Source organism: Glutamicibacter sp. MNS18, from assembly GCF_026107515.2.
GTDB lineage: Bacteria > Actinomycetota > Actinomycetes > Actinomycetales > Micrococcaceae > Glutamicibacter.
This window is the reverse complement of record NZ_JAPCHW010000004.1, coordinates 244,764-270,947: the sequence shown is the minus strand read 5'-3', so window position 1 is coordinate 270,947 and position 26,184 is coordinate 244,764. Positions and strand designations below refer to the sequence as shown.

The following is a 26,184-nucleotide window of genomic DNA, read 5'->3' as shown; positions in this document are numbered from 1 at the left end:
GCTACTTCACCAGGCCGATATCGCTCAGGACCTGCTTGGTCGCGGCAATGTCCTCGGTGAGGAAGTTCCCGAACTCGTCACCGGAGAGGTAGGCGTCCTCCCAGTTGTTGTCGGCGAGCACCTGCTTCCATGAGTCGCTGGCCGCCATCGTATCGATCAGCTCGATAAGCTGTTCGGCCTTCTCCTCCTCGATGGAGCCCGGGGCCACCACACCGCGCCAATTGGTCAACACCACGTCCACGTCCTGCTCGCTCAGGGTCTGGACCCCGGGCAGTGCCGGGGACTCGACTTCACCGGAGACGGCCAGCGCCCGTAGCTTGCCGGCCTTGACCTGCTCGGCGTATTCACCCACTCCGGACACCCCTGCCTGGACCTTGTTGCCCAACAAGGCGGCCAGGGACTCGCCGCCTCCGGAGTAGCCCACATAGTTCAGATTCTCCGCCCCGATGCCGGCCGCGGAGAGTACCTCACCCATCAGGATGTGGTCCGCTCCGCCGGCTGAACCGCCGGTGATCGCCACACCCTTGCCCTCGGTGCGGATCGCCTCGACGAGGTCCCCGATATTCTGGTAGGGGGATTCGGCCGGGACCACGATGACCAGCGGCTCATCGGTCAGCCGGGCGATCGGTGTGGTGTCCTCGATCCGCGACTGCGACTCGTTCATCTCCACCGAACCGACCATGACATAGCCCATGACCATCAGGGTGTTCGGGTCCTTTTCCGTGGCCAGTTTGGCCAACCCGTTGGTACCACCGGCACCGCCGACGTTGACCACCTGGGCGGAGGAGACCAGGTCATTGGCCTGCAACTCCGATTGGATGGCGCGTCCGGTCTGGTCCCAGCCACCGCCGGGGTTTGCCGGGACGATGATGTTCAGCTTGCTGATGGCCTCGGGGCCCTCCGCCGGGCCGCTGGAAGTCGAACCGCAGGCGCTCAGCGCCAATACGGCGGAGGCGAAGACCGCGGAGGCCAGCAGTGTACGGCGCTTGAAGGGGTGGGTATTCATGATTCTCGTCCTTGCTTGGGTGTGGTGCCGGTGACATCCGGCCGAGTGACATCCCTGAGCCTAGGAGTGGCGCAGGTCACCGTGAAAGTATTTGGTGGTACTGGTGATATTGGTCTTTTTGGTCACGCCCACCGGGGGCCGCACCGTGAGAAGATCATCGGATGAGATTCCCCGTGACCCTGCGCGCCCAGCTGCTGATCCTGCAGGCGCTGATCATCACCGTGGTGGTGTTGATTACCGGGGTCACAGCCACGGTCATCCAGTCGCAGGCGATCCGCGAGGCGCATAAGGTGCGTATGGTCGGGGTGGCCTCTTCGATCGCCAACCTGCCCGCCGTCACCGATGCCTTCGGCACCGCACACCCGGAACAGGCCATCCAGCCGATCGCCGAACTGATCCGTTCAGCCAGCGATGTCACCTATGTGGTGGTCACCGACGCCGAAGGAATCCGCTACTCGCACCCCAACCCGGAACGCATCGGCGAACGGGTCTCCACCGACCCGTCCATCCCGCTCTCCGGGGAACGCTTCGTCGGCACCGAGGAAGGCACCCTCGGGGTCTCCTGGCGGGTCAAGGTGCCGATCTACGACGGGGACCGGATCATCGGCACCACCAGCGTCGGGGTACTGGAAACCGAATTACGTGAGGACCTCTACGATTCGATGCCCGCCTTGCTGGCCTGGCTCATCGGTGCCGGACTGGTCGGAACCGTCGGTGCCTACATCACCTCGCAACTGATCTGGCGGCGGATCCACCACCAGGAACCCGAGCAGATCGCCGCGCTGCTCACCCAACGCGATGCCCTGCTGCACAATATCGGGGAGGGCCTGATCGCCGTGGACACCCATGGCACCGTCACCCTGGTCAACGACGAGGCCATCCGGCTGCTGGAGCTCGACGAACAGGTTCTGGGCCAGCCTGCCCGGCAGGTCCTGGCCGAACAGGTATGCCGGTTGCTGGATGCGGGGAACACCGCCGAGGGACTGATCCTGGTCGGCGAGCGCGTGCTGCTGGCCAAGGCCAGCGATGGCATCGTCGATGGGCGGCGTATCGGCTCGATCCTGGTGCTACGCGACCGCACCGAACTACGCAGGATCCTGCGCGACCTGTCCGGGGCCAAGGACCTCACCGAGGCGCTGCGCGCCCAGGCCCATGAATTCTCCAACCGCCTGCACGTGCTCTCCGGGATGCTGCACCTGGGCCAGGTGGACGCCGCCAAGCAGCAACTGCAGCGCTTCACGGCCAGCACCTCGCACGGCACCGAAACTCTGCCCAGCCTGGTAGCCCATCCCGGGGTGCAGGCCCTGTTGCTGGCCAAGGGTGCGATCTGTCGCGAACAGGACATCACCCTGGTGATGGATATCCAACTCATCTCGCCCCTGGGTGGAGCGCTGGCCGATGACGTGGTCACCGTGCTGGGCAACCTTTTGGACAACGCCATGGAATCCACCGGGTTCCATGGACGGATCGAGGTGCTCATCTCGCAGGACCACACGCAGTTGCATCTTGAGGTCCACGACGACGGCCCGGGGTTCGCCGGTCAGATTGCCGCGCGAGCCACCCAACTCGGGGTCAGCACCAAGACCGCCGACGGAAAACAGGCCCGTGGGATCGGACTGGCCCTGGTGACACGGATCGTGCAGCGCCATGGCGGGGCGCTGGATATTTCCACGTCCGAGCTGGGCGGGGCCGCCGTCAGCGTCGACCTACCACACCCCCAGGCAACACAAGGCAAGGACGAAGCACAATGAGCGACAAATCGGTCTCCACCCTGATCATCGACGACGATCCCCAGGTCGCCGGAATCCACCAGGGCTTCCTGCTGGCCCACAGCGGCTTTTCCGTTCTCGGTGTGGCCCATACCGGCACCGAGGGACTGGAAAAGATCGAGGAGCTGGACCCGCAACTTGTCCTGCTGGACATCCACCTGCCGGATATAAACGGGTTACAGGTACTCCAGGCCCTGCGCCAACGCCCGGGCGGGGAACTACGGGACGTTTTCGCCATCACCGCCGACGCGGAGCTATCCACGGTCCGCTCCGCGTTAGCTGGCGGCGTCACCCAGTACCTGGTCAAGCCCTTTTCCCCGGTGGAATTCAAACGCCGGCTGGACGAGTACCTGGCGACCCGGCAGGAGATGGCACGGCACGAATCCACCGGTACTCCCTTGCCCCAGCAGATCATTGACAAGTTCGTGGCCAACGTCCCCGAAGTACGTGATCGGCGTCCGGTCGAGACGAACCTGCCCAAGGGACTGTCCCACCCCACCTTGGACCTGGTCTGTGGCTACCTGCGCGAACACCCGGATGACCATGCGACCATCGACGTGGCCGAGGCGCTGGGACTGGCGCGGGTGTCGGTGCGCCGCTACCTTGAATTCCTGGTCACCGAGGGCCTGGCATCCAGGATCGCCAGGTACGGTTCGGCCGGAAGGCCGCAGCACCGATACCGCTGGAACAGCTAGCCTTCGAAAGGCAGGCTGTCCCGATCGATGATCTCGTAGAACTCCTCCTCAGTCAGTTCGAGCTGTTCAAGCAGCTCGATGAAACCCTGCTCGCGTTGCTCATCGGCGGCCTGTTCCTCGGCCACCGGGGGAACACCGGCTTCCTCCGGGGTCCGCTCGAAGACCGAGGCAGCCCAGCGGATCCCCTGCTCCGCCTCCACCTCAACGGTGTTCTCACCCCACGCGGCCGCTTGGAAACCCGTGTCGTAGTAGTCCCGCTCCCTGTGATCAGCGCATTCCCACTCGCTGCTGGTCATGATTCCGTTGCTCGCGGTATTGCTCACACGCACCGTACCGTGCCCCTCGCAGCGCACCCGGACAGTCACCACTTCGCGGGACGGAGTGAACACCGCAACTTCTTCGCGCCCGGATTGACCGTCACGGTAGGCCACCAACGTCCCGCGCTCGCCGTCGGCAAGCACCGGATGCCTGGGCTGGGCCAGCTCCTGGTTCCCGCCAGAGGCGGCCGGCGGCTCCTGTGTGGGGGCCGCTGTCACCGGCGCGGGGTTGCTCGACGTTGAGCAGCCGGTCAACATGGTCAATGCCGCCAGGACCGTGGCCAGGCGGGAGAAGCCGGGAGGGTTTCGCATGGAATCCATACTGGCAGGCGCACCCTGGATAGACAATATGTTTGATAAACAATTTTCTAGTCGCTGCCCTTTAAATACACCCAGGAGCTATTCTGGAATAGATGCGACAAGCGTGGCCCGGTTCAGCGGTCACCGCCCACTCCCCCTGGACCCTACAGACCCAGGCTGCGGGCAATCAGCATCAATTGCACTTCGGTAGTGCCTTCCCCGATTTCCAGGATCTTCGAATCCCGGTAGTGTCGCGCCACCAATGACTCGTTGATGAATCCGTATCCGCCAAAGATCTGCGTGGCGTCCCGGGCATTGTCCATGGCCGCTTCCGAGGCGATGAGCTTGGCCTGGGCGGCCTCCACCTTGAAGTCCTTGCCGGCCAGCATCCTGGCTGCGGCGGCATAGTAGGCCAGTCGGGCCGAATGCACCCGGGAGGCCATCCGGGCAATCGTGAAGGACACGGCCTGGTTCTTGCCGATGGGCGTACCAAAGGTGGTTCGGTTCTTCGCATACTCCACCGCCTCGTCCAGGCAGCCCTGGGCCGCACCGGTGGCCAGTGCTGCGATCGCGATACGCCCCTCGTCCAGGATCTCCAGGAAGTAGGCATACCCCCGGCCGCGCTGTCCCAGCAGGTTTTCCTCGGGAATCACCGCGTCATTAAACGACAAGGGGTGGGTGTCACTGGCCCGCCAGCCGACCTTGTCGTAGGCGGGCTCGACCGTGAATCCCCCGGTCCCCCGGGGAAGGATGAGCGCGGAGATCTCCTTGGCCCCGGTAGCTTCATCGCGGCCGGTCACCGCGGTGATTGTGACATGTGAGGTGATGTCGGTGCCCGAATTGGTGATGAATTCCTTGGAGCCGTTGATCGTCCACTGGCCATCGGCCAACTCGGCCCGGGTCTTGGTCGCCGAGGCGTCGGAGCCCGCACCGGGTTCGGTCAGCCCGAATCCACCCAGCTTGAGCCCAGCGGCCAGGTCCGGAAGCCAGCGTTGCTTCTGCTCCTCGGAGCCGAACCGGTAGATCGGCATGGCCCCGAGCGATACCCCCGCTTCCAGGGTGATCGCTACCGACTGGTCCACCCGCCCCAGTTCCTCCAGTGCCAGGGACAGCGCAAAGTAGTCGCCGCCCATCCCGCCGTACTCTTCGCTGATCGGCAGGCCAAACAACCCCAACTCCGCCATTTGGGCCACCACCTCGTAGGGGAAGGTGTGGGTTGCGTCGTGATGGGCGCTGACCGGCGCCACTACTTCCTGCGCGAATTCCCGTACTACCGCGATCAGGTCCTGGTAGTGCTCGTCCAGTTCATGGTCCAGCATCTTGCCCTCCTCATCTGCCTGCCACTGCCACCGGCGGCTCATGGGTGGGACCACCGGCGCGGACAGACCTCGAAATACCGGCGCGTAACGCGTTGAGACACCCCGGCACAGCCAGTATGGTTAATAATGATTAACTAGTTCGAGACTAGTGGCGCAATTCACACTTGTCTAGGTTTCGGTTTCGGTACTACTACAGCAAAGGGGGCGTTCACGTGGCCAGGAACTACCAGTCACTTAATGAGCCCACCGACCGCGAGCGCGCCAAGGCCGAACGCCGTGATTCGCTGCTGCGCGAGGCAACCCGACTCTTTGCACTTCACGGGTATGCCGGAGTCTCGCTGGAGGACCTCGGCGCCGCCTGCGGGATTTCCGGGCCCGCCGTCTACCGCCACTTCTCCGGCAAGCAGGCCGTGCTCATCGCCCTGATGGTGGACATGTCCAAGGACATCCTCGAAGGCGGCCAGCAGGCCGTGGGTGCCGGCGGTGAACCACTGGAGGTCCTGCAGCGCCTGGTGGATTACCACACGGACTTCTCCTTCTCCCGACCCGACATCATCCAGGTCCAGGATCGTGACTTGAAGTCGCTGCCCAAGGCGGAGTTGCAACTAGTCCGCAAATTGCAGAACTCCTATATCGCGTTGTGGACCGACCAGTTGGGCAAGTTGCATCCCGGCTCCACCGCGCAAACCAATCGCTTCCGGGCCCACGCGGTCTTCGGGTTGCTGAATTCGACATCGCATTCGGTGCACAATCCGCGAACCAAAAAGTCCGGTTTAAAAGTTGTACTGGCACGGATGGCCCTCGCGGCCCTCACATCCCCGGTAGGCTAGTGCCAAACGCCCCTTTTCAACTGCATCGACCGATGCAGCCACACTCCAAGACGAAAGGCCTTTCCCGTGCAGCTACGTGAAGTTCGCCCTTCTGACCTCGACGTTTTCTTCGCCCAGCAGCAGGAACCAGAGGCTAATCTGATGGCCGCCTACCAGGCGCGCAATCCTTCTGACCGGTCGGTATTCGATCACCATTGGTCCTCGATCCTCGGCGACCCGAAGGTCATTGTGCGCACCATTGAGCATGAAGGCGAAGTCGCCGGCTCGATCCTGGTTTTCGAGCACGAGAAGACTCCGGAAATCACCTTCTGGACCTCGTCGAAGTACTGGGGCAAGGGCATTACCACCAGCGCCGTGGACGCATTCCTGGCTGAATACACCAAACGCCCTCTGGTTGCGCACGTCGTCCATGACAACGTCGGTTCGCTGAAGGTCCTGGAACGCCGTGGTTTCAAGCTGTTGGGTACCGAAGACGTCTTCTCCAACTCGCGCGCCCAGGTTGTCACCGAAAACATCATGCAGTTGGACTAGCCTTCCGCCACACCGAAATGGGGTGCCTCCTTGATCCATGGATCAAGGAGGCACCCCATTCGTGGCTCAGGTACCGATTCGTACCTCGGCCGCTACCTGCGGTGTCCCGTCCCCCCAGGGCCAGGACACCGCAGGAGTCTATCCGCCTGGCTACTTCTGGCTGTTCAGGATTCGCCAGGCATCACGGCGCACGGCCTGCTGATGCGGGTCGGGAACCGGCGCTGCGGCAAGCAGACGACGCGTGTAGTCGTGCTGCGGGGCATGCAATACGTCCTTGACCCGCCCCTGTTCCACGGACTTGCCGTTTTGCATCACAACCACCGAATCAGCCAGCATGTCCACCACAGCCAGATCGTGGCTGACAAACAGGCACGCGAAGTTGAAATCACGCTGCAGGTCCTGGAGCATCTCCAGCACCACGGCCTGCACCGACACGTCCAGGGCACTGGTCGGCTCATCGGCGATCAGCAACTCGGGGCTGAGGGTCAGCGCCCGGGCAATACAGATACGCTGGCGCTGGCCACCCGACAGTTCGTGCGGGTAGCGGTTGATCACATTCCGTGGAAGCTTGACCGCATCGAGCAGCTCCTGGGCACGCTTGGTCCGTGAGGCCTTGTTGCCTACCTTATGCACCACCATGGGCTCGGTAATGCAGTCACCGATGGGGAACCGCGGGTTCAGCGAGGCGGCCGGGTCCTGGAAGATCACCCCGATGGTTTTGCGTACCTCGCGTGCCTCACGCGGAGAGAGCTTGGGCAAGTTGTTGCCCTTGACCAGCAGGCTGCCTTCGGCCACCGGCAGCAGGCCGAGGACGGCCTTGGCCACGGTGGATTTGCCGGAACCGGATTCACCCACGATACCCAGCACCTCGCCCTTGGCGATATCGAAGGACACGCCTTCCACCGCCCGGTATTTGGTGCCGCGCATGTCGTACTCCAGGACCAGGTCCTTGGCAGTGAGTACCAGCTCGCGATCCTTGGCAGCGGTCATCGAGTCATGGGCCAGACCGGTCGTGGTCAACGCGACTTGTTCAAGTTTCGGCACCGCGGCCAGCAGGCGTTGGGTGTATTCGTGTTCCGGTTTCAGCAGCACCTGTTCCACGGTGCCTGTCTCCACCAGATTGCCCTGGAACATCACGGCCACCCTGTCGGCCATATCGGCCACAACACCCATATTGTGGGTGATCAGCAGGATACCGGTGTTCAGCCGGTCCTTCAGCTCGCGCATCAGGTCCAGGATCTCGGCCTGCACCGTGACATCCAGTGCCGTAGTCGGTTCGTCGGCGATGATCACCTTCGGGTCGCAGGAGATCGCCATGGCGATCACGATACGCTGGCGCTGGCCACCGGAGAACTGGTGCGGATACTGCTTGATCCGCTTCTCCGGTTGCGGGATACCCACCATGGTCAACAGTTCCACCGCGCGGGCGGTGGCTTCCTTGCCATAGGCGATACCGTGCAGCTCCAGGGCCTCGGTGAGCTGGCGTTCCACCGTGAGCACAGGGTTCAGTGCGGTCATCGGTTCCTGGAACACCATGGCGATATCGGTGGCACGCATCTTGCGCATCTTGCCCTTGTCCAGGCCCACCACATTGACATTGCCCACGCGGGCCTCGCCGGTGATATTCGCGTTGCCTGGCAGCAGGCCCATGGCCGCGGTGGAGGTCACCGATTTGCCGGACCCGGACTCGCCGACCAGCGCCACCACTTCACCGGGGCGTACCTGCAGGCTCAGTCCCTTCACCGCTTGCACATCTCGTGCCTCGGTTTCGAATGTGACCTTCAGGTCCTGGAAGCTCAGTGCAAAATTCTCGGTTGCTTCGGTGCTCATGACCTAGCCCTTTCGATTCAACAGCGACAGCTTGCGGCGGCGTGGCCGGGAGGACTGGCGCGGATCAAACGCATCACGCAAACCGTCGCCCAGGAAGTTCACGCTCAAGGCGATCGCCACGATGATCATGCCCGGCCACCAGAAGAGCCATGGTCGCGAGGTAAACGCGTTCTGGTACTGGCTGATCAGCAGGCCCAGCGAGGATTCCGGTGGTTGCACGCCGAAGCCCAGGAAGGACAGCGAGGATTCCAGCAGGATCGCGCCGGCGATCGCGAAGGTGGCGTTGACCACGATCACGCCGATGGTGTTCGGCAGCAGGTGCTTGAAGATCACCCGTCCGGTGCGCGAGCCCATGGCCTGGGCTGCCGCCACGTACTCCCGTTCGCGCAGGGACAGCACCTCGCCTCGTACCAGGCGGGCCAGCCCGGTCCAGGTCACCAGCCCCAGGACCAAGGCCAAGGTGATGATCGATCCCGAGGAGGCACCGGCCATCTGGCCAAGTACGGCAGCCAGCACCAGCAGCGGGATCACGATGAACAGGTCCGTCATGCGCATCAGGATCTCGTCGACCCACCCGCGGAAGTAGCCGGCCACCGCGCCGATGACCGCACCGATGAAGGTGGCCACCAGACCGACGACCACACCGATGATGATGGACTTCTGGGTTCCGTTCATGACCAGGGCGAAGTAGTCCTTGCCGATGGAATCCTGGCCGAAGGGGTGCTCACCGATCGCGAATCCGCTGCCGCCAAGCCACGTGGGCCACAGGCTCATGGTCGGCCTGCCGCCATCAACCACTTGGCCGGCGGCCAGGTAGGACTTATCCCACCATCCCGGTAGCGGGCCGTATCCGATGGAGGTGAAAGCCACCACGGTAATGATCACCAGCACGGCCGAGGAGATCATCGCCGGCTTGTGCTTGATGAAGCGTTCAAAGACGATTCGTCCCTGGCTCTTGGACTTTTCTTCCTGCCGCGCAAGCCTGGCATCCTCGACCTCCGCGATCGAGGTGAGCTGCTCGGGCATCTTATCGTTGGTATTACTCATCGTGTGTCCTTAGTGTCCCACGCGGAATTCTTGTGTTTCGCCATGATTCATCACTAGACCCTGATCCGCGGGTCGAGCAGCGCGTACACAATGTCGGCCAACAGGTTGAACAGGATCGCGGCACTACCGGTCACCAGGAAGAAGGCCATCACCGGGTTCGGGTCAACATTGTTCAGACCAGTGGTGAACATTTCACCCATGCCCTTCCAACCGAAGACCGTCTCGGTAATCACCGCTCCACCGATCAGGCCGGCGAAGTCGAAGGCGGCAATGGTGGCGATCGGGATCAGCGCATTGCGGAAGGCGTGGCGGAAGATCACGGTGCGCTCGGCCAGGCCCTTGGAGCGAGCGGTGCGGATGTAGTCCTGCTGCTGCACTTCCAGCATCGAGGAGCGGGTGTACCGCGAGTAGCTGGCCAGCGAGATGATCGCCAGCAGGATGGTGGGCAACAGCAACTGGGTGGCGTTATCCAGGAAATGGTCCCAGAATCCGCCCTGCAGGTTGGGTGTGGAGGAGCCGATGGTGGAGATCGGTCGCGACTTGATCTGCAGGAAACCCGGCCAGGCGCGGAACAGGTGATCGATCAGGGTCAGGCTGGCACCGGTGAATCCGACTACGGCAGCCAAGCCCATGGCCATCTTGCTTAGTCGGCCACCCATCAGCTTGCCGATGACAGCGGGAATCCCCACCGCCAGGATCAGGCCGACAACCAGGATCCAGGCATTCGGATCAAGCATCAGGTTGAAGGTCGCGTAGTACATGCCAAGCACCAGGACCACGGTGATCAATGCCGGGACAAGCACCCGGCGTTCCTTGAGCCCCACACTCATGGCAGTGACGCTCAACGCCAGCAGCGCGGTGAGCACAACGATCACGGCCGGCCCCATTTGCGGGTACCGGTAGAAATTCAGCCAGAGGGAGTACTGCAGCATCAAGGGCACGAAGGCGGCGGTGACCACGAACGTCAAAGCGCGTCGCTTAAGGGATCCGGCCAGCAGCATCTGCATAACCAGGCCGGCCACTACACCGATAACTATCGATGTGGTCAGGGATATGTCGGGTGCGACGAGCCAGTCGTTGAACTCGATCGCCATGTAGTTCTTCAGCAACACCGCGGCCCAGAAGACCGGCAGCGAGAAGAACAGGAAGGTCAGGAAGGTGACGATGTAATCCAAGCCGGAGTACTGGCGCACCGCGGTGAGCACGCCGATGGCGATACCCAGGATCGCGGCGATGATGGTGGCCAGGAGCACCAGCCTCAAGGTGGAGGCGGCCGCATTGGCCAACAGGCCGGAGACCTCGATGCCGTTGATGTTCCGGCCCAGATCGCACTGTCCGATCAGGCATTTGGACGCTCCGCTGAGCCATCCCCAGTACCTGGCGTACCAGGGCTGGTCCAGTTCCATGTACCCGATGCGTTGCTCCATCAGGTATTCGCGGTTATCGGCATTCGATTCTCGCAGATCCGCCAGCGGATCCCCCGAGTTGATGACCAGGACATACAGCAGCAGCGAGGCCGCCAACAGGACGCCCAAGGCGGAGCCCAGTCGTTTGAGGATGAATTTCAGCACGGTGTGTTTACCTACTCTCTACGTCACCGTCAACGCGCCACAACCCGGATGTGCGCGGGCTCTGGACATGCTGTGGGGCCCGACCGATGGATCGGGCCCCACAGGCGTTCACCGGTTGGAGTCAGTTAGTTTCTTGCGGAAACTACTCTGCTCGCAGCCACTGCTCGGCATTCCATACGATGCCGTTCTGGGTCGCGGTGAAGCGGACATTTTCGATGTCGGAGCTCGAGGCGTCCAGACCTGGGTGGGCGAAGACCGGGATGCCGTACAGCTCATCCCACAGCAACTTCTCGATCTTCTTGATCTGCTCCAGGTGCACCGCTGGATCCAGCGAGGCAGCCAGGGTGGCCCATTCGGCATCTACGGCTTCGTTGGAGAACTGACCGTAGTTCTGCGGCTTGCCGGTCGAGTAGATGTTCTGACCCGAGGCGATCTGGCCCGAACCTGCCCAAGCGAACAGTGCTACTTCGTAGTCACCGCGTTCCTGGGTGCCACCTGGTGCGAAGAACTGCGGGTCACCAGCATCGACAATGTTGAAGCCGGCTTCGTCACAGGACGACTTGATCTGTGCCACCTGGTTGGTGCGGCGTTCGTTCGGTGCCGAGTAGCCGATGCGAACCTCGGTGCCCACTGCATCCTGTTCCTCCAGGATGGTCTTGGCGCCCTCGATGTCCACCTCGTCGAAGCGGCCGTCATAGGCTGCCGCGACAACTTCCTCGTAGTTCTCCTGGAAGGGGAAGACTTCGCGGGCATTCATGACCTGTGCATCCGGGTTCAGCGGCTTGATCAGGTTGTCCACAATGTCCTGGCGTGGAACGCACTTGGCGAAAGCCGTACGCAGTTCCAGGCTGTTCATCACGTTGCCGTCAACGAAGTTGAAGTCCAGGTGCTCCCAGGTCAGGGTGTCACCCTGGTGGATCACTACCGCGTCACCCAGGGCCTCAAGCTGCGTCAGCGTGTCCACAGTTGGCTGCGGGGCAATGACGTTCAGGTCCTGGTTCTGCAGCGACTGCACCATGGTGTTGTCGGCCGAGAAGCGGAAGGTGATGTTCTTGGTGGCTGCCGGTGTACCGTAGTACGCCTCATTGGCCTCAATGGTCACCGATTCGCCAGCCTGCCAGCTGGAGAGCTTATACGGACCGGAAACCGGCATCAGCTCTTCATCCGGCAAGGTTCCCGGGTCGGTAACCCAGCCGGTGTTCCAGAACTCCGCGGCGTCCTTCAGCGCGTCCGAGTCGCCACTGCGAGCGGCTTCAACGAACTCGTCCAGCGACAGGCCGCCCTGTTCGGCGACCACATGGGCCGGGTGCAGCATCCAGGTCTGGATCTGCCAGTCCGGATCCGGATCGGTGAAGACCACGGAGAAGGTCTTGCCCGAGGCATCTCCTTCAGGACCGTTGGGAACAGTGTCACCCAGATCCTGCGAGACCGAGTTGAACAGCGGTGAATCGCCATCGGAGAGATTGGTGTTCTGCACCGCCCAGGCCAATACGGCGTCAGCCACGGTGATCGGGGTGCCATCCGACCAGACAGCGTCCTCGTTGATGGTGTATTCCACCGTCAGCGGATCATCGCTGACCTTCTCGAAGGTTCCCAACTCCTCGTTCGGGTAGACCTGGCCGTCGGTGCCGAAGTAGGAGAACCCAACGAACATCCGGTCGGTGATTGCCGAGTTGTAGGTCGAATAGGTCTGCGGAGTGAAGCCGTTGTAGCTGATGAACTCCGGCGCACCCACCGAGACACTGATGGTGTCGTCCTTGGTGGTGATGTCGCCGAGGTCTGCCAGGCCGGTGGTGGTGGCCTCGGTACCGCCGCCATTCTGGGTTTCGGTGGCTTCGCCGGGCTCCGGGGCGTCAGTGCCGCCCGGGGAGCAAGCAGTGATGGACAGGGCCAAAACAGCGCCAAGCGCTACGGCCTTCGAAACGCGCTGAAACCGCATTTCGCCTCCTTGAGTGTTCGGTCATATGGGTTGAGAACCGGGGTTCCTTGTGGAATACATCACATGAAGTATCCCGTTGGGCACTAGACTAGCGGTTTTTTGGAGCCTTGGATATAAAGAATGCGTTTCAGATTCGCTGAGTCGGGGCACTGATAACGAAGTGTCACATCGATAAGTTACTCCCCGGTTTCGTGGCGCAGGTCTCGCATCCCCGGAAACTCAAGGATCTCTTTCACATTGGGAAAAATCAATGGGAAACCGTCGATCGCATCTAGACGTCAAACATTCGCTTTATAACATTTCTGCAACACTTATTTCACGGGGTCAAAATGCGAAGCATTTCTTGAATTTTGCCGTGGTTAACGACCAAGACACCGGTCCCAGTGGGATTTCCGGTGTCTTGGTGGCAATTCATCACTGGCCTGTCAGTGGATTTCCGGGTGGTTACACTCCGGTTGCGGACATGTTTGTGTCCACTCACCCACCCAAACGGCAGGATCACGTGATATACGGTCACGATTCGCTACAGGAAGAGATTGACCATCCCCGGGTTCTCCAGGACATGTCCCAGATCAGCCAGGAACTCGCTGCCTTCCTTCCCGTCGATCAGCCGGTGGTCAAAGGACAAGGCCAGGGTCGCGGTATGGCGCAGGGCCAGTTCCCCCTGGTATTCCCAGGGACGGCGCTTGATCTGGCCCACTGCCAGGATCGCAGACTGTCCCGGGGGCAGGATCGGGGTTCCCGCGTCGATGCCGAAGACCCCCACATTAGTGATCGAGAATGTGCCACCACCGAGCTGTTGCGGGCTCAGTGTTCCGGCGCGTCCGTGTTCGATGATGTTGGACAGTTCCTGGGCCAATTGCCCCAAACCCATTCTGTGGGCTCCTGCTACCACGGGGACCAGCAGGCCACGCTCGGTGGAGACCGCCATGCCCAGGTTTACCGAACCGTGTTCGATGATCTGGTCGTTGGCGCCGTCCCAGCTGGAGTTCAGGGCCCGATGCGTTCCCAGGAGCCTGGTCACCACCAGCGCCAGCAGTGTCGTGAAGTTCACGTGCTGTCCGCGCAGGCTGCGGTGGTCGCGAAGGCGTTCCAGCAGGTCCAGGGACGCGGTGACATCCACCGTCAGGAACTCGGTGGCGTGCGGTGCGGTGAAGGCCGATTCGACCATGGCCTTGGCGGTGGCGCGGCGCACCGCGCTGAGCTTGACCACCCGGTCCCCGTCCCCCGACACCGGCGACGGCGGTGTGGACTCCTGAGACCGGCCGGTGGTTCCGCTTGTCGCGGCATCCAGGGCCGCCTGGACATCTGCACGGACGATGAGCCCGTCACGTCCGGTGCCGCGAATGGTGGCCAGGTCAACGCCGTGGTCCCGGGCGAACTTCCGCACCGGCGGCGTGCTACGCGGCACGGTACTTCGTCTCGGCGAATCCGGAGCCTGCGCTCGGCCCCGGTCCGCGGGTCCGGGTAGCACCGGCTCGGCGCCTGACCGCGAGCTCGTGGGCGCCGCGGCACCGCGACGGGCCCTGCGTACCGGTCGCTGGCCGGTGGACGGTTCGGCCCCGTAACCCACCAGGGTTGGTGTGCGTTTGGCCGGGGCCGGCCCGGAGCCAGCGGGTTGGCCAGGATCTTGCCTGTCGGCAAAGGTCACCAAGGGACTTCCCACCGGAACCACCTCACCGGCCTCGGCATGAAGCTGTTCCACCACGCCGGCATAGGGTGATGGCAGTTCCACCACCGCCTTGGCGGTTTCCACTTCGGCGATCACCTGGTTCAGCTCGACCCGTTGGCCGACCCTGATTTTCCAGTTCAGGACCTCGGATTCGGTCAACCCCTCCCCCAGATCGGGGAGCTTGAATATCTGGGCCGCGTTCATCGGGCACCTACCTGATGGGCTGATTCGCTGCGCCGCAGCACGACATCCACACCGGTCAGGATCCGGTCCAGATCCGGCAGATGGAATTTTTCCAGCCGGGATGGCGGATAGGGGATGTCGAATCCGGTGACGCGCACCGGGGCATGTTCCAGGTAGTCGAAGCAGTGCTCGGTGATCTGGGTGGCGATCTCGGCCCCCAACCCGGCGGTGGGTCCGGCCTCGTGGACGATGACCACCTTGCCTGTGTGCTTCACCGAGTCCGCCAGGGTCTCGATATCCAGCGGGTCCAGGCTCCTCAGGTCGATGATTTCCAAACTGATTCCTTCATCCTCGGCCGCCAGGGCCGCTTCATTCAAGGTGTAGACCGTCGGCCCGTACCCGATCACCGTGACATCGTCCCCGCTGCGGATGACCTGCGCTTTGACGACTCCCTCGGGCACCTGCCCCGTGGTGATCTCGGCGGACTCGTGGTAACGGCGCTTGGGTTCGAAGAAGATCACCGGGTCGTCGCAGGCAATGGCCTGACGCAGCATGGTGTACGAGTCCTGGACGCTGCTGGGGGCGAAAACCCGTAATCCGGCCGTATGGGCGAAGTACGCTTCGGGGGACTCCGAATGGTGCTCCGGCGAGCCGATGCCGCCACCGTATGGAATCCGGACAGTGATCGGCATCTTGACCCTGCCCCTCGATCGGTAGTGCAACTTGGCGACCTGGGACACCAGCTGGTCGAAGGCAGGGTAGGTGAATCCGTCGAATTGGATCTCCACCACGGGCCGGAAGCCCCGGTAGGCCAGGCCAACAGCTGTGCCCACGATCCCGGATTCGGCCAGCGGGGTGTCAACGACCCGTTGGGCGCCGAATTCCTTCTTCAACTCGGAGGTCACCCGGAACACCCCGCCAAGGGTTCCGATATCCTCGCCGAGCAGTACGACCTTCTCATCGTGCACCATGGCATCACGCAGGGCCGTGTTCAGTGCCTTGATCATCGTGGTGCGGCTCATTTTGACTCCCCGGTATCGAAGCCTTCAAGGTATTGCAGGTAATCGTGTTCGGCCTGGGCCAAGGCCTCATGTGGTTCGGCGTACACGTGGGCGAACAGTGCAGTCGGTTGCGGGTCGGGCATGGTGGTGATGGCCTGGCGCAACGCCGCGGCCAATTCATCCGCTGCCGTTTCGCCGCGGCTGAGGTATTTCTGCACATCGGCGCCCAGGGATTCAAGGTGCTTTGTCAGGCGGTCGATGGGATCCTTGGCCCGCCAGCTTTCCAGTTCCTGTTCACTGCGGTACCGGGTGGGGTCATCGGCGGTGGTATGGGGTCCCATCCGGTAGGTCACCGCCTCAACGAAGGCCGGCCCCTGGCCCGCTCTGACATGTTCCAAGGCGGCGCGGGTGACAGCATGGACTGCCAGGACATCATTGCCATCCACCCGCCAGGCCTTGAGTCCGAATCCCGCGGCGCGGTCCGCCAATTGCGTACGCGCCTGCAGGGAAACCGGTTCCGAAATAGCCCATTGGTTGTTCTGGCAGAAGAACAGTACCGGGGCCTGGTAACTGGCAGCGAAGACCATGGCCTCATTCACATCGCCTTGGCTCGTTGCCCCATCACCGAAGTAGCCCAGCGAGATCTGGGTACCTCCGTCGAATTTGATGCCCATGGCGTAACCGGCTGCATGTAGCGCCTGGGAGCCGATCACGATCTGCTGGCAGGCGATATTCACCTCGTTCGGGTCCCACCCGCTGGGTGTGACCCCGCGCCAGACACTGAGCAGGTCCTCGGCCTTGACACCTCGGGCCCAGGCCACCCCGTGCTCACGGTACGAGGGAAAGATGAAGTCATCCTCGCGGGTTGCCCGCACGGAGCCGATCTGGGCCGCCTCCTGTCCCAGCAATGGTGCCCAGAGCCCCAATTCGCCCTGGCGTTGCAGCGCGGTCGCCTCGGTATCCATTCGGCGAAGAACCATCATGTCGCGCAGGAAATCTGCGAGCTTGGCCTCGTCAACATCGGTGATATAGGGGTCGAGTTCTTCGCTGGGTTCACGTTCTCCGTTGACCGTGAGAAGCCGGTGCGTGGGTAGGCTCCCGGCTTCCAGGTCCATGCGTTGTGTGGACACGATCGGCATCCTTAATCTCGCGTGGTCTGTATTCGGGGTTGAGTGACAACCCCCTTACTGTGATGCTACTCACAAGACGCAGGTTGCACAATGGCTTACGCCCGGATGGGGCACTATGCCCTATTCCCAATCAAAATTCGGTGCTAGTCTGCACTTTATGCAGCCCCTCGACAGTACCGATCGCCGGATCCTCCTGGCCCTGTCCTCGGCTGTGCGCAGGAGTGCTTCATCGATTGCCGGTCTGCTGGGCCTGGGGCGGAATACCGTGCAAACCCGCCTGAGCCGCCTGGAAAGCGAGGTGCTGGATGGGATGGACCGACGCATTCCGCCCGCGGCGTTGGGTTTCGGGTTGTTATCGTTTGTGGAACTGCACGTGGATCAACGCCATCTGGAGACCATCACCCAATCCCTGGCGGAGATCCCCGAAGTTCTGGAAGCGCATGGGCTGACCGGTTCGGCAGACATCCTTGTTCGAGTGGCGGCCGCCAATGCCGAGGAACTTTTCCGGGTACATGGCCGGCTCCTGCATATCCACGGGGTACAGAGGGCCGATTCGGCGTTGTCCATGGCCGAACTCATCCCGTACCGGACGACCAGGTTGATCGAGATGAGCTTGGGTAGCAAAAGTCCTGGAGACTAACCCCGAAATCCGCAAGTGCCATGAGCCCTGCAACGGTCCTCCACACCGTCGCGCAGCGCGCGAAAGCCGCCGACCCAGTGGGTTCCACTGGGTCGGCGGCTTGATCGCGTTGGTTCACCTGTATTCGTTCTAGTGGTCGACCGCCTTCTCGGCACCGACACCGGTCAGCGAACGGACCTCCATTTCGGCACTCTTGGACACGTCTTCGGTGCGCTTATCCAGCACCGAGCCGAGCCAGCCGAGGAAGAAGGCCAGCGGAATCGAGACGATACCGGGGTTGGCCAACGGGAAGAGGGCGAAATCCGCGGTTGGGATCATCGAGGTTTCCCGCCCGGAGAAGACCGGGGAGAAGACGATCAGCAGGATCGCGGATCCCAGGCCACCGATCATGGACCAGACCGCGCCCTGGGTGGTGAACTTCTTCCAGAACAGCGAGTACAGGATGGTCGGCAGGTTGGCGCTGGCTGCCACGGCGAATGCCAGGGCCACCAGGAATGCCACGTTCTGCCCCTGGGCACCGATTCCGCCGGCGATCGAGAGGATGCCGATCACGATCACGGTACGACGGGCAACCTTCATTTCCTGGGCCGGGGTGGTCTTGCCCTTGGCCAGGACCGAGGCGTACACATCGTGGGCGAAGGAGGCTGCCGCGGTGATGGTCAGGCCGGCCACCACAGCCAGGATGGTGGCAAAGGCCACCGCCGAGATCAGACCCAGCAGCAAGGTACCGCCCAGCTCGTAGGCCAACAGCGGCGCAGCCGAGTTCACCCCACCCGGGGCCGCCTTGATCCGCTCCGGGCCGATCAGCGCACCGGCACCGTAACCCAGCACCAAGGTGAACAGGTAGAAGGCACCGATCAGCCAGATGGCCCAGACCACGGACTTGCGGGCTTCCTTCGCGGTGGGCACCGTGTAGAAGCGCATCAGCACATGTGGCAGACCCGCCGTACCCAGCACCAGGGCCAGGGCCAGGGAAATGAAGTCGAACTTCGAGGCGCTGGAGGCACCGTATTGCAAGCCCGGGTTGAGTACCGCATCGGTGCCGGCGACATTCGCGGCGGCTCCCAGCAGCTCGGAGAAGTTGAAACCGAACAGCGCCAGGGTCCACACGGTCATCACCGCGGTACCGGCAATCAGCAGGCAGGCCTTGATGATCTGCACCCAGGTGGTGCCCTTCATGCCGCCGACCAGTACGTAGAGGATCATCAGCGCGCCGACAACCACGATCACCAGAGACTGGCCCAGCTTCTCGTCAATGCCCAGCAGCAAGGAGACCAGCGCACCTGCACCGGCCATCTGTGCCAGCAGGTAGAAGAGGCAGACCGCCAGGGTGGAGATCGCCGCGGCGATCCGCACCGGCTTCTGGCGCAACCGGAAGGAGAGCACATCGGCCATGGTGAACTTGCCGGTGTTGCGCAGCAGTTCGGCGACCAGCAGCAGGGCCACCAGCCAGGCAACCAGGAAGCCGATGGAGTACAGGAAACCGTCATAGCCGTTGATGGCGATGGCCCCGACGATGCCGAGGAAGGAAGCCGCCGAGAGGTAGTCACCGGCGATGGCGGTACCGTTCTGGGTTCCCGTGAAGGAACGACCACCGGCATAGTAATCCGCCGCGGTCTTGTTATTCTTGCTGGCTCGCAACACGATGACCAGGGTCACCCCTACGAAACCGGCAAAGATGGCAATGTTCACCCAGGGATTTCCTACCGAGGTGGCACCTGCGGCCTGGGCCAGGATCAGCGAAGTCGTCATTGGCTATGCCCCCTTCTTTTCCAGGCGTTCACGGATCTTCTTCGCCTTCGGGTCGAGCTTGTTATTGGAGAACCGCACATATGCGGCGGTGATCGCGAAGGTGGAGACGAACTGCAACAGGCCCAGAAGGATGCCCATGTTGATGTTGCCCCAGACCTTGATGGACATGAAATCGTGGAAGTAGTCGGCCATGATCACGTAAGCGAAGTACCAGAGCAGAAAGAAGATCGCCATTGGGAACACGAAACTGCGGTGGGTCTTGCGCAGTTCCTTGAACTCTTCCGAGTTCTGTTCCGCAATGAAGTCGACCTCTGCTTCGACTTCGTGCTGCGGGTTGGAGCTCATTGCTCTCCTCCTTGAATACCGATGATGGTGTGATTAGGCGCACACCCTAAAGTGACTGATTTCACTATGGAGGATCGGTTCGGCGATCGATAGGGGTTATCGGGGCGCTCATGGTCAACGGGTCGATTCTTGCGCCCAACGGCATTCCGTCGCACGACGAACGGTTGGACACCGGGCTGTTGCTTAGGATGGGATCATGTCAATTGCCCTGGAGATCACCCTCATCGTCACCGTGGTGACCGTCGGCATCGCCATCGTCGGGTTCCTGGGGTTCAAGATCTCACGCTCCACCCGGGAGATGGGTACCGATGCCGAGCAAGCCACCTTTCAGGCCCTGCATCACATGTCGGCTGCGGTCCCCCATGTGGCCGAAGGCCTCAACGAGTCCAGCGCCGGCAAGGCGGCCAAGGCCCTACGCCGGTTGTTGAGCTGCCAGGTACTGGTGATCTCGGATCTGTCCGCAATACTGGGCAGCGACTCCAACCAGAGCCTGGGTCCCGGGCTGCTCGCCGAATTGCAGGCCAGCGCCATGGATGCGATTGCCGCGACCAAGACCCAGGTGAACAAGCTGCCCGGCACCACCTTGGTCAGTTCGCCCCTGATCGTCGGAGGGCAGCCGGTCGGCGCGGTCAGCGCCGTGCATGCACGGGCCGGTGCAGGATTCGTGCGTGCGGTCAGCGAGGTGGCGACCTTTGTCTCGGCGCAACTGTCCCTGGCCGAACTCGATGTCTCTCGCGCCCAGTTGCTCGAAGCACAGGTAAGGGCATTACGTGCCCAGATTTCACCGCACTTCATCTACAACTCGCTGAACGCGATCGCCTCCTTCATCAACACGGACCCGGCCCGTGCCCGGGAACTGGTAATCGAGTTCGCGGACTTCACCCGGTATTCCTTCCGACGCCGGGGGGACTTCACCACGTTGGCCGAGGAGCTGGAAGCCATCGACCGCTACCTGCTCTTGGAAAAGGCCCGGTTCGGGGACCGGATTCGCGTCTCCTTGCAGATCGCTCCGGAGGTACTGAATATCCAGATCCCCTTCCTCGCCCTCCAACCCCTGGTGGAGAACGCCGTCCGCCATGGCCTGGAAGCCAAACCCGGTGGTGGGCTGATCAGCATCACCGCCACCGACGAGGGCCAGCATGCCTCCATCCAGGTCGAGGATGACGGGGCCGGAATGGATCCGGAAAAGCTCGCCCGGGTGTTGGCGGGAACCACCACCAACCTGCATGTGGGATTGCGCAATGTGGACGTGCGACTGCGTCAGATCTACGGGCCCGGCCACGGATTGCTCATTGACACGGCCGAGGGCGCAGGAACACTGATCACCTTGCGCATTCCCAAGTTCGTCCCTTCCCCAGAGATGTCCCCCACCCCCTAGATTGCACGAAAAGGTAGACTCTGAGAATGATTAATGTCGTAGTTGCCGACGACGAATTACCGGCTGTCGAGGAATTGGCCTACCTGCTCAGCCAGGACGCTCGGGTGGGACAGATCCACCGTGCCACCTCCGGCGCCGCAGCCCTGAAGGTCTTGGAAGAACACGAGGTGGACGCCCTGTTCCTGGATATCCACATGCCCGCGCTTTCGGGACTGGACATCGCCCGGGTCATCTCACGTTTCACCAATCCCCCGCATATCGTCTTTGTCACCGCCGATGAGGACCAGGCGCTGGAGGCCTTTGACCTGGCCGCCGTGGACTACGTGCTCAAGCCCATCCGGCCGCAGCGACTGGCCGAATCGGTTCGCCGGGTCTGCGACCTTGTGGAAGACACCCAGAGCAAGCCGGAAATGGTCACCGTCGACCAAGGTGGCATCACCAAGCTGATCGAACGCGACTCGATCGCCTATGTCCAGGCCGCCGGCGACTATGCCAGGTTGCATACCCGCGAGTCCAGCTACCTGATCCGTGTCCCGCTCAACGATTTGGAAGCCCAGTGGGGACCGGCCGGCTACGTGCGTATCCACCGTTCCTACCTGGTGAACATGGAAATGATCGACACCGTGAAGCTGGCGACCGGCAAGGCCGCGGTGGTGCTCAACGGAATCCAGCTGCCGGTATCCCGCCGAGCGCTGCCCTACCTGCGGGAGAAGCTGGCGGCCAACCGGGTGCGGCCCCTGTGAGCCGGCAACCCACCGATCCCTTCGCCATCCAGCGTCCGCGCCGGGTGCGGGTCCAGGCTCCGGATGATGCCACGTTCCCGATCCCCTCGGGCTCACCGGAACACAGCGCGGATGCCTTTTACGTACGCCAGCTGATCCGGTCGCAGCTTCGTCTGGCGGTGTCGGTGGCCTCCGGCATCATTGTGCTGCTGGTGGGCATCACGGTGCTGCTCTCCTTCTGGCCGGCGATCACCGAGATGGCTTTGTTTTCCATCCCGCTACCGTGGTGGATCCTGGGAGTCGGGGTGTATCCGCTGATCATCATGGCCGGGGTGTTGTACAACCTGTCCGCGGTGCGCAACGAACGGCGCTACCGGAGTATCGCCCGATGACCCAGCCGTTCTCGGTCATTGCACTGCTGGTGGTATGCCTGGCCACGGTGCTGGTTGCCGTACACGGGCTGCGGCTTTCCCGCACCACCAGCGACTTCTATGTGGCCAGCCGTACGGTTCGTCCATGGTGGAATGCCTCGGCGATCGGCGGTGAATACCTGTCGGCTGCCTCGTTCCTGGGAGTGGCCGGGCTGATCGTGGTCTCGGGCCAGTCCGGTCTCTGGTTCCCCATCGGCTACACGGCCGGATACCTGATGTTGTTGTTGTTCGTTGCAGCGCCCCTGCGCCGGTCTCAGGCGTACACCTTGCCGGACTTCGCGCAGATCCGTTTCGCCTCGGTGCCGCTGCGCAAGATCACCACCTACCTGGTTGTGCTGATCTGCCTGCTGTATATCGTCCCGCAGATGCACGGGGCGTCATTGACCCTGACCGTGGCCACTGGGTTGCCCGACTGGGCCGGCCCACTGCTGGTGGCCACGGTGGTCTGCCTGACGGTGGTTTCCGGTGGCATGCGTTCGGTGACCTTTGTCCAGGCGTTCCAGTACTGGCTGAAACTGGCCGCGCTAGTGGTTCCCACGATTTTCCTGCTCACCCGCCTGATTCCCGGCAATGATCCGGCGCTGCGGGTCCAGCAGCTGGGCGAGCGGCTCGGTGGTGGCGGGAGCATGGGACTGTACGAGACGATCTCGATCATCATCGCACTGCTTTTCGGCACCTTGGGGCTTCCGCACGTCCTGGTGCGTTTCTACACCAACCCCACCGGCCAGGCGGCCCGGTCCACCACGGTGATCGTGCTGGGGCTGCTGTCCTTCTTCTACATCTGGCCCGTGGCCCTGGGCATCCTGGGCCGGCTTTTCACCCCGGATCTGGGACAGACGGGCAATGCCGATGCAACGGTACTGTTGTTGCCCGGGACAATCCTCGAGGGGCTGGCCGCCGATCTACTCACCTCGGTCGTGGTCGGTGGGGCGTTCGCCGCGTTCCTGTCCACCACCTCCGGGTTGGTTGTTTCGCTGGCGGGGGCGGTGTCCCAGGAGTTCTTCGCCGGTACGGTACGCGGTTTCAAGATCTCCACGGTGCTGGCCACCACCGCACCGCTGCTGGTGGCGGGGCTGACCAGTTCGCTGGCTCTGGCCGGGGCCATCGGCAACGTGTTCGCCTTCACCGCCTCGACCATCTGCCCGCTGCTGCTGCTGGGTATCTGGTGGCGCCAGTTGACCAGTATCGGGGCCATCGCCGGAATGCTCACCGGCGCCATCAGCTGCGCCCTGTCCTTGCTGGTCAGCGGGTTGCTGACAGGTAGCGACTCATTCTGGGTGGCGCTGATCCGGCAGCCGGCCGCGTGGAGTGTTCCGCTGGCATTCCTGGTCACCATCCTGGTGTCGCTGGCGACTGCCAAACGGGTTCCGCGCAATGTCGAGCGCATCCTTGCTCGTCTGCATGTCCCGGAACGCAGCGACCTGCACGATTGAGCCGCTGCCGGGAGTACGGGTAGCGGCAGGCATGGACGCGGTCCGGCAGCTGGCCGTCCCCTATTCGGTTCGTGGAACACCAATGGCCGTGAAGGGCCTCCCCTGCGGGGGCTCCTCACGGCCATTGGCCTACGGATATCAGTCGATGGAGGCCATCAATTCGACCACCCGGTCCAGGAAGGCATCCACCTGGGATTCCTCGTAGCCGTCGGTGCCCACGGCGGTGCGGAACTCGACACGGCGCACCGAATCCACGCTCATCGGCACATCCTTCTCGAAGTAGTCGATCAGTTGGTCGCAGAGCCGGTCCACGTCCTCGACGTTGTAGCTGGCCGCATTGCTGCGCGAAGGCCGGCGGAAACGCTCCCCATGGGCACGGTGCAGGCGGCCACGCAGGATGGCGGCCAACCGGCCCACCTGTTGCAGCCAGACTTCTTCCCCCTGGTGGGCGATCAAGTCGTCACGCTCTCGCTTCGCGAAGACGTCCTCCAACCGGTCCAGGGCGCCGTCGACCTCGCGGGCGGCATAGCCGCCCTTCTGCGGTGCGAAGGTGGTGCGCCGCACCAGGTGGCTGGTGACCAGCGCCTCGTCCGAACCCGCGCCGTTGAAGGTCTCCCGCGCACGGTTCAAGAAGGCGTCAACCTGCTTCATGTTGTACCCGAACTCCTGATCGGAGACCCGGGAAAACGGGGCATCTGGTTGCTGCGACACGTCTCATCCTTCGTTGTACTGCAATGGGGGGGGTGGCCTGCGCGGCACACTGGCCACCGGCAATATTCTACGTTCTCTGGCGCTATTCTCCGGGATGCGCCCCACCCGTGGGCCGATCAGCCCAGTGTGGTGCTCCAACTGATCAGGTGGCTGATCAGGTACACCAGCGGCATCGCGAACAGCACCGAATCCAGCCGGTCCATCACCCCGCCGTGGCCGGGCAAGAGGTTGCTCATGTCCTTGATGCCCAGCTCGCGTTTGACCATTGATTCTGACAGGTCCCCGGTGGTGGCTGCGATGACGGTGAAGAAAGCCAGGATCGCCCCGGCCCACCATGGCATATCCAGCAGGTAGTGGGCGGCGAGCACGCCGATGATGATCGCCCCGATGACCGAACCGGCGAACCCTTCCCAGGACTTCTTCGGTGAGATCTTCGGCGCCATCGGATGCTTGCCGAACAAAACCCCGACGATATACCCGAAGGTATCGTTGGCGACCACCAGCAACAGTGCGGTGGCGATCAGCCATTTACCGTTGTCATCGGCCAGCAGCAGCACCGCGAAGCTCAGCAGCAGCGGGACCCAGCTGATGATGAACACCGAGGCCATCACGGAGGCCGCGGCGTTCTTCAGGCCGTCCAGGATCCGGCTGAGCACGATGATCAGCAAAGCCCCCATATAGGCGAAACCCAGGGCTTCGAGACCGCCGAAGTAGGCTGCCGCCGGCAACAGGGCGGAGGCGAAAAACAACGGGATCACCGGGACATCCACCCGGGCCTGGCTGGTGGCCCTGGCCACTTCCCAGCAGCCCGCTGCCGCCAGGATCGCCACCATGATCAGCAGCGCAAGCGGGAACCAGAACAGTCCCACCAGTACCGTGCCGAGCATGAGCACCCCGACGGTGATTGCCGCGGGCAGGTTGCGTCCGGCCTTGGAGGGCTTGGCCGCTGCCGCGGCCTGCGCGGCTTGGCGCAGCTGTCGTCGGGTCAGCGGTGGCGTGCTGGCCGGTGCGGCGGCTGCCGTGGGTTGCCCCGCGTCAGCCGCCGGCTCGGGCAAGTCAGACATTAGACTTCCAGCAGCTCGGCTTCTTTGCGCTTGACCAGCTCATCGACCGAATCGGTGAACTTCTTGGTCAGGGCGTCCAGGTCCTTCTCGCCGCGGTTGCCCTCGTCCTCGCCCACTTCGCCGTCCTTGACCAGCTTGTCGATGCTCTCCTTGGCCTTGCGGCGGTGGTTGCGGATGGCCACCTTGGAATCCTCGCCCTTGGTGCGGGTCAGTTTCACGTATTCCTTGCGGCGTTCCTCGGTCAGTACCGGAAGGGTCACCCGGATGGTCTTGCCGTCGTTGGACGGGTTGGCGCCGACTTCCGAATCGCCCAGGGCCTTTTCGATTTCGCGCAGGGCGCTGACATCGTAGGGGCTGATCAGGATGGTGCGTGCCTCGGGCACCGCGAAGGATGCCAGCTGCTGCAGCGGGGTCAACGAACCGTAGTAGTCAACCATGACCTTGGAATACATTCCAGGGTGGGCACGGCCGGTGCGGATGTTCGCGAAATCTTCCTTGGCGGCCTCGATGGTGCGTTCCATTTTATCGGCGGCTTCCGCCAGAATTTCGTCAATCACCGGTACTCCTT

Annotated in this window: 24 protein-coding genes; 9 read left to right on the top strand and 15 right to left on the bottom strand. The window is 62.8% G+C overall.

Features of this window, described 5'->3' with window-relative positions; genetic code table 11:
• Window position 1 precedes the first annotated feature (1 nt).
• Window positions 2–1,006 carry a Bug family tripartite tricarboxylate transporter substrate binding protein gene (locus OK351_RS06930; protein ID WP_265157208.1) on the bottom strand — a complete coding sequence of 335 codons (1,005 nt, stop codon included), beginning with the start codon at window positions 1,004–1,006 and terminating at the stop codon, window positions 2–4.
• A 161-nt stretch (window positions 1,007–1,167) separates the two neighbouring features.
• On the opposite strand from OK351_RS06930, the gene OK351_RS06925 reads away from it, so the two are divergent.
• Together OK351_RS06925 and OK351_RS06920 are read left to right on the top strand one after the other, a co-directional pair.
• Window positions 1,168–2,757, top strand: a complete 1,590-nt coding sequence (locus tag OK351_RS06925; protein WP_265157206.1) for an ATP-binding protein — start codon at window positions 1,168–1,170, stop codon at window positions 2,755–2,757.
• Window positions 2,754–3,470, top strand: a complete 717-nt coding sequence (locus tag OK351_RS06920) for a response regulator (RefSeq protein WP_265157204.1) — start codon at window positions 2,754–2,756, stop codon at window positions 3,468–3,470. Before OK351_RS06925 ends, OK351_RS06920 begins: the two co-directional genes overlap by 4 nt.
• Here OK351_RS06920 and OK351_RS06915 read toward each other — a convergent pair.
• The gene (locus tag OK351_RS06915; protein ID WP_265157202.1) at window positions 3,467–4,099 is read right to left on the bottom strand and encodes a YajG family lipoprotein; all 633 of its coding nucleotides are present in this window, start codon (window positions 4,097–4,099) and stop codon (window positions 3,467–3,469) included. The two genes, OK351_RS06920 and OK351_RS06915, sit on opposite strands and share 4 nt — an antisense overlap.
• 152 nt (window positions 4,100–4,251) lie before the next feature.
• Window positions 4,252–5,406, bottom strand: a complete 1,155-nt coding sequence (locus tag OK351_RS06910) for an acyl-CoA dehydrogenase family protein (RefSeq protein ID WP_265157542.1) — start codon at window positions 5,404–5,406, stop codon at window positions 4,252–4,254.
• Window positions 5,407–5,618: 212 nt separating this feature from the next.
• Here OK351_RS06910 and OK351_RS06905 point away from each other — a divergent pair, with 212 nt between their 5' ends.
• Complete coding sequence (locus OK351_RS06905; RefSeq protein WP_265157200.1) at window positions 5,619–6,236, top strand: TetR/AcrR family transcriptional regulator; 618 nt, start codon at window positions 5,619–5,621, stop codon at window positions 6,234–6,236.
• 66 nt (window positions 6,237–6,302) lie between these two features.
• Window positions 6,303–6,767: a GNAT family N-acetyltransferase gene (locus tag OK351_RS06900; RefSeq protein ID WP_265157199.1), complete on the top strand. Its 465-nt coding sequence runs from the start codon at window positions 6,303–6,305 to the stop codon at window positions 6,765–6,767.
• A gap of 150 nt (window positions 6,768–6,917) precedes the next feature.
• Here OK351_RS06900 and OK351_RS06895 read toward each other — a convergent pair whose 3' ends face one another.
• From OK351_RS06895 to pdhA, 7 genes are all read right to left on the bottom strand, one after another.
• The gene (locus tag OK351_RS06895) at window positions 6,918–8,597 is read right to left on the bottom strand and encodes an ABC transporter ATP-binding protein (protein WP_265157197.1); all 1,680 of its coding nucleotides are present in this window, start codon (window positions 8,595–8,597) and stop codon (window positions 6,918–6,920) included.
• 3 nt (window positions 8,598–8,600) lie between these two features.
• The gene (locus OK351_RS06890; protein ID WP_265157195.1) at window positions 8,601–9,644 is read right to left on the bottom strand and encodes an ABC transporter permease; all 1,044 of its coding nucleotides are present in this window, start codon (window positions 9,642–9,644) and stop codon (window positions 8,601–8,603) included.
• A gap of 53 nt (window positions 9,645–9,697) precedes the next feature.
• Window positions 9,698–11,215, bottom strand: a complete 1,518-nt coding sequence (locus OK351_RS06885) for an ABC transporter permease (protein ID WP_265157193.1) — start codon at window positions 11,213–11,215, stop codon at window positions 9,698–9,700.
• Window positions 11,216–11,357: 142 nt separating this feature from the next.
• Window positions 11,358–13,154 (bottom strand): ABC transporter substrate-binding protein, encoded by a 1,797-nt coding sequence (locus tag OK351_RS06880; protein ID WP_265157191.1) that lies wholly within the window; start codon window positions 13,152–13,154, stop codon window positions 11,358–11,360.
• A 523-nt stretch (window positions 13,155–13,677) separates the two neighbouring features.
• Window positions 13,678–15,030, bottom strand: a complete 1,353-nt coding sequence (locus OK351_RS06875) for a dihydrolipoamide acetyltransferase family protein (RefSeq protein ID WP_265157187.1) — start codon at window positions 15,028–15,030, stop codon at window positions 13,678–13,680.
• Window positions 15,027–16,031 (bottom strand): alpha-ketoacid dehydrogenase subunit beta, encoded by a 1,005-nt coding sequence (locus OK351_RS06870; protein WP_265157184.1) that lies wholly within the window; start codon window positions 16,029–16,031, stop codon window positions 15,027–15,029. The genes OK351_RS06875 and OK351_RS06870 overlap by 4 nt, the downstream gene beginning before the upstream one ends.
• The gene (gene pdhA / locus OK351_RS06865; protein WP_265157182.1) at window positions 16,028–17,149 is read right to left on the bottom strand and encodes a pyruvate dehydrogenase (acetyl-transferring) E1 component subunit alpha; all 1,122 of its coding nucleotides are present in this window, start codon (window positions 17,147–17,149) and stop codon (window positions 16,028–16,030) included. Before pdhA ends, OK351_RS06870 begins: the two co-directional genes overlap by 4 nt.
• Before the next feature lie 148 nt (window positions 17,150–17,297).
• Here pdhA and OK351_RS06860 point away from each other — a divergent pair, with 148 nt between their 5' ends.
• The gene (locus OK351_RS06860) at window positions 17,298–17,780 is read left to right on the top strand and encodes an Lrp/AsnC family transcriptional regulator (protein WP_265157180.1); all 483 of its coding nucleotides are present in this window, start codon (window positions 17,298–17,300) and stop codon (window positions 17,778–17,780) included.
• Window positions 17,781–17,909: 129 nt separating this feature from the next.
• Here the strand turns inward: OK351_RS06860 and OK351_RS06855 are convergent, their stop codons facing one another.
• Entirely contained in the window at window positions 17,910–19,532 is a 1,623-nt protein-coding gene (locus OK351_RS06855) for a solute symporter family protein (RefSeq protein WP_265157178.1), read from the bottom strand.
• Between the two features lie 3 nt (window positions 19,533–19,535).
• Window positions 19,536–19,877, bottom strand: a complete 342-nt coding sequence (locus tag OK351_RS06850) for a DUF485 domain-containing protein (RefSeq protein ID WP_265157176.1) — start codon at window positions 19,875–19,877, stop codon at window positions 19,536–19,538.
• A gap of 196 nt (window positions 19,878–20,073) precedes the next feature.
• Here OK351_RS06850 and OK351_RS06845 point away from each other — a divergent pair, with 196 nt between their 5' ends.
• Genes OK351_RS06845 through OK351_RS06830 form a run of 4 tightly spaced genes read left to right on the top strand, consistent with a single transcriptional unit; the run spans window position 20,074 to window position 23,841 of the window.
• Window positions 20,074–21,255, top strand: a complete 1,182-nt coding sequence (locus OK351_RS06845) for a sensor histidine kinase (protein WP_265157174.1) — start codon at window positions 20,074–20,076, stop codon at window positions 21,253–21,255.
• Window positions 21,256–21,281: 26 nt separating this feature from the next.
• Window positions 21,282–21,998 (top strand): LytR/AlgR family response regulator transcription factor, encoded by a 717-nt coding sequence (locus tag OK351_RS06840; RefSeq protein WP_265157172.1) that lies wholly within the window; start codon window positions 21,282–21,284, stop codon window positions 21,996–21,998.
• Complete coding sequence (locus tag OK351_RS06835; protein WP_265157170.1) at window positions 21,995–22,369, top strand: hypothetical protein; 375 nt, start codon at window positions 21,995–21,997, stop codon at window positions 22,367–22,369. Before OK351_RS06840 ends, OK351_RS06835 begins: the two co-directional genes overlap by 4 nt.
• Window positions 22,366–23,841 (top strand): sodium/solute symporter, encoded by a 1,476-nt coding sequence (locus tag OK351_RS06830; protein ID WP_265157168.1) that lies wholly within the window; start codon window positions 22,366–22,368, stop codon window positions 23,839–23,841. The genes OK351_RS06835 and OK351_RS06830 overlap by 4 nt, the downstream gene beginning before the upstream one ends.
• 138 nt (window positions 23,842–23,979) lie before the next feature.
• Here the strand turns inward: OK351_RS06830 and OK351_RS06825 are convergent, their stop codons facing one another.
• From OK351_RS06825 to frr, 3 genes are all read right to left on the bottom strand, one after another.
• Window positions 23,980–24,552, bottom strand: coding sequence for a DivIVA domain-containing protein (locus OK351_RS06825; protein WP_265157166.1), 573 nt, complete (start codon window positions 24,550–24,552; stop codon window positions 23,980–23,982).
• A gap of 116 nt (window positions 24,553–24,668) precedes the next feature.
• Window positions 24,669–25,616, bottom strand: coding sequence for a phosphatidate cytidylyltransferase (locus OK351_RS06820; protein ID WP_265157164.1), 948 nt, complete (start codon window positions 25,614–25,616; stop codon window positions 24,669–24,671).
• Window positions 25,616–26,173: a ribosome recycling factor gene (gene frr, locus OK351_RS06815; RefSeq protein ID WP_265157162.1), complete on the bottom strand. Its 558-nt coding sequence runs from the start codon at window positions 26,171–26,173 to the stop codon at window positions 25,616–25,618. Before frr ends, OK351_RS06820 begins: the two co-directional genes overlap by 1 nt.
• Window positions 26,174–26,184 lie beyond the last annotated feature (11 nt).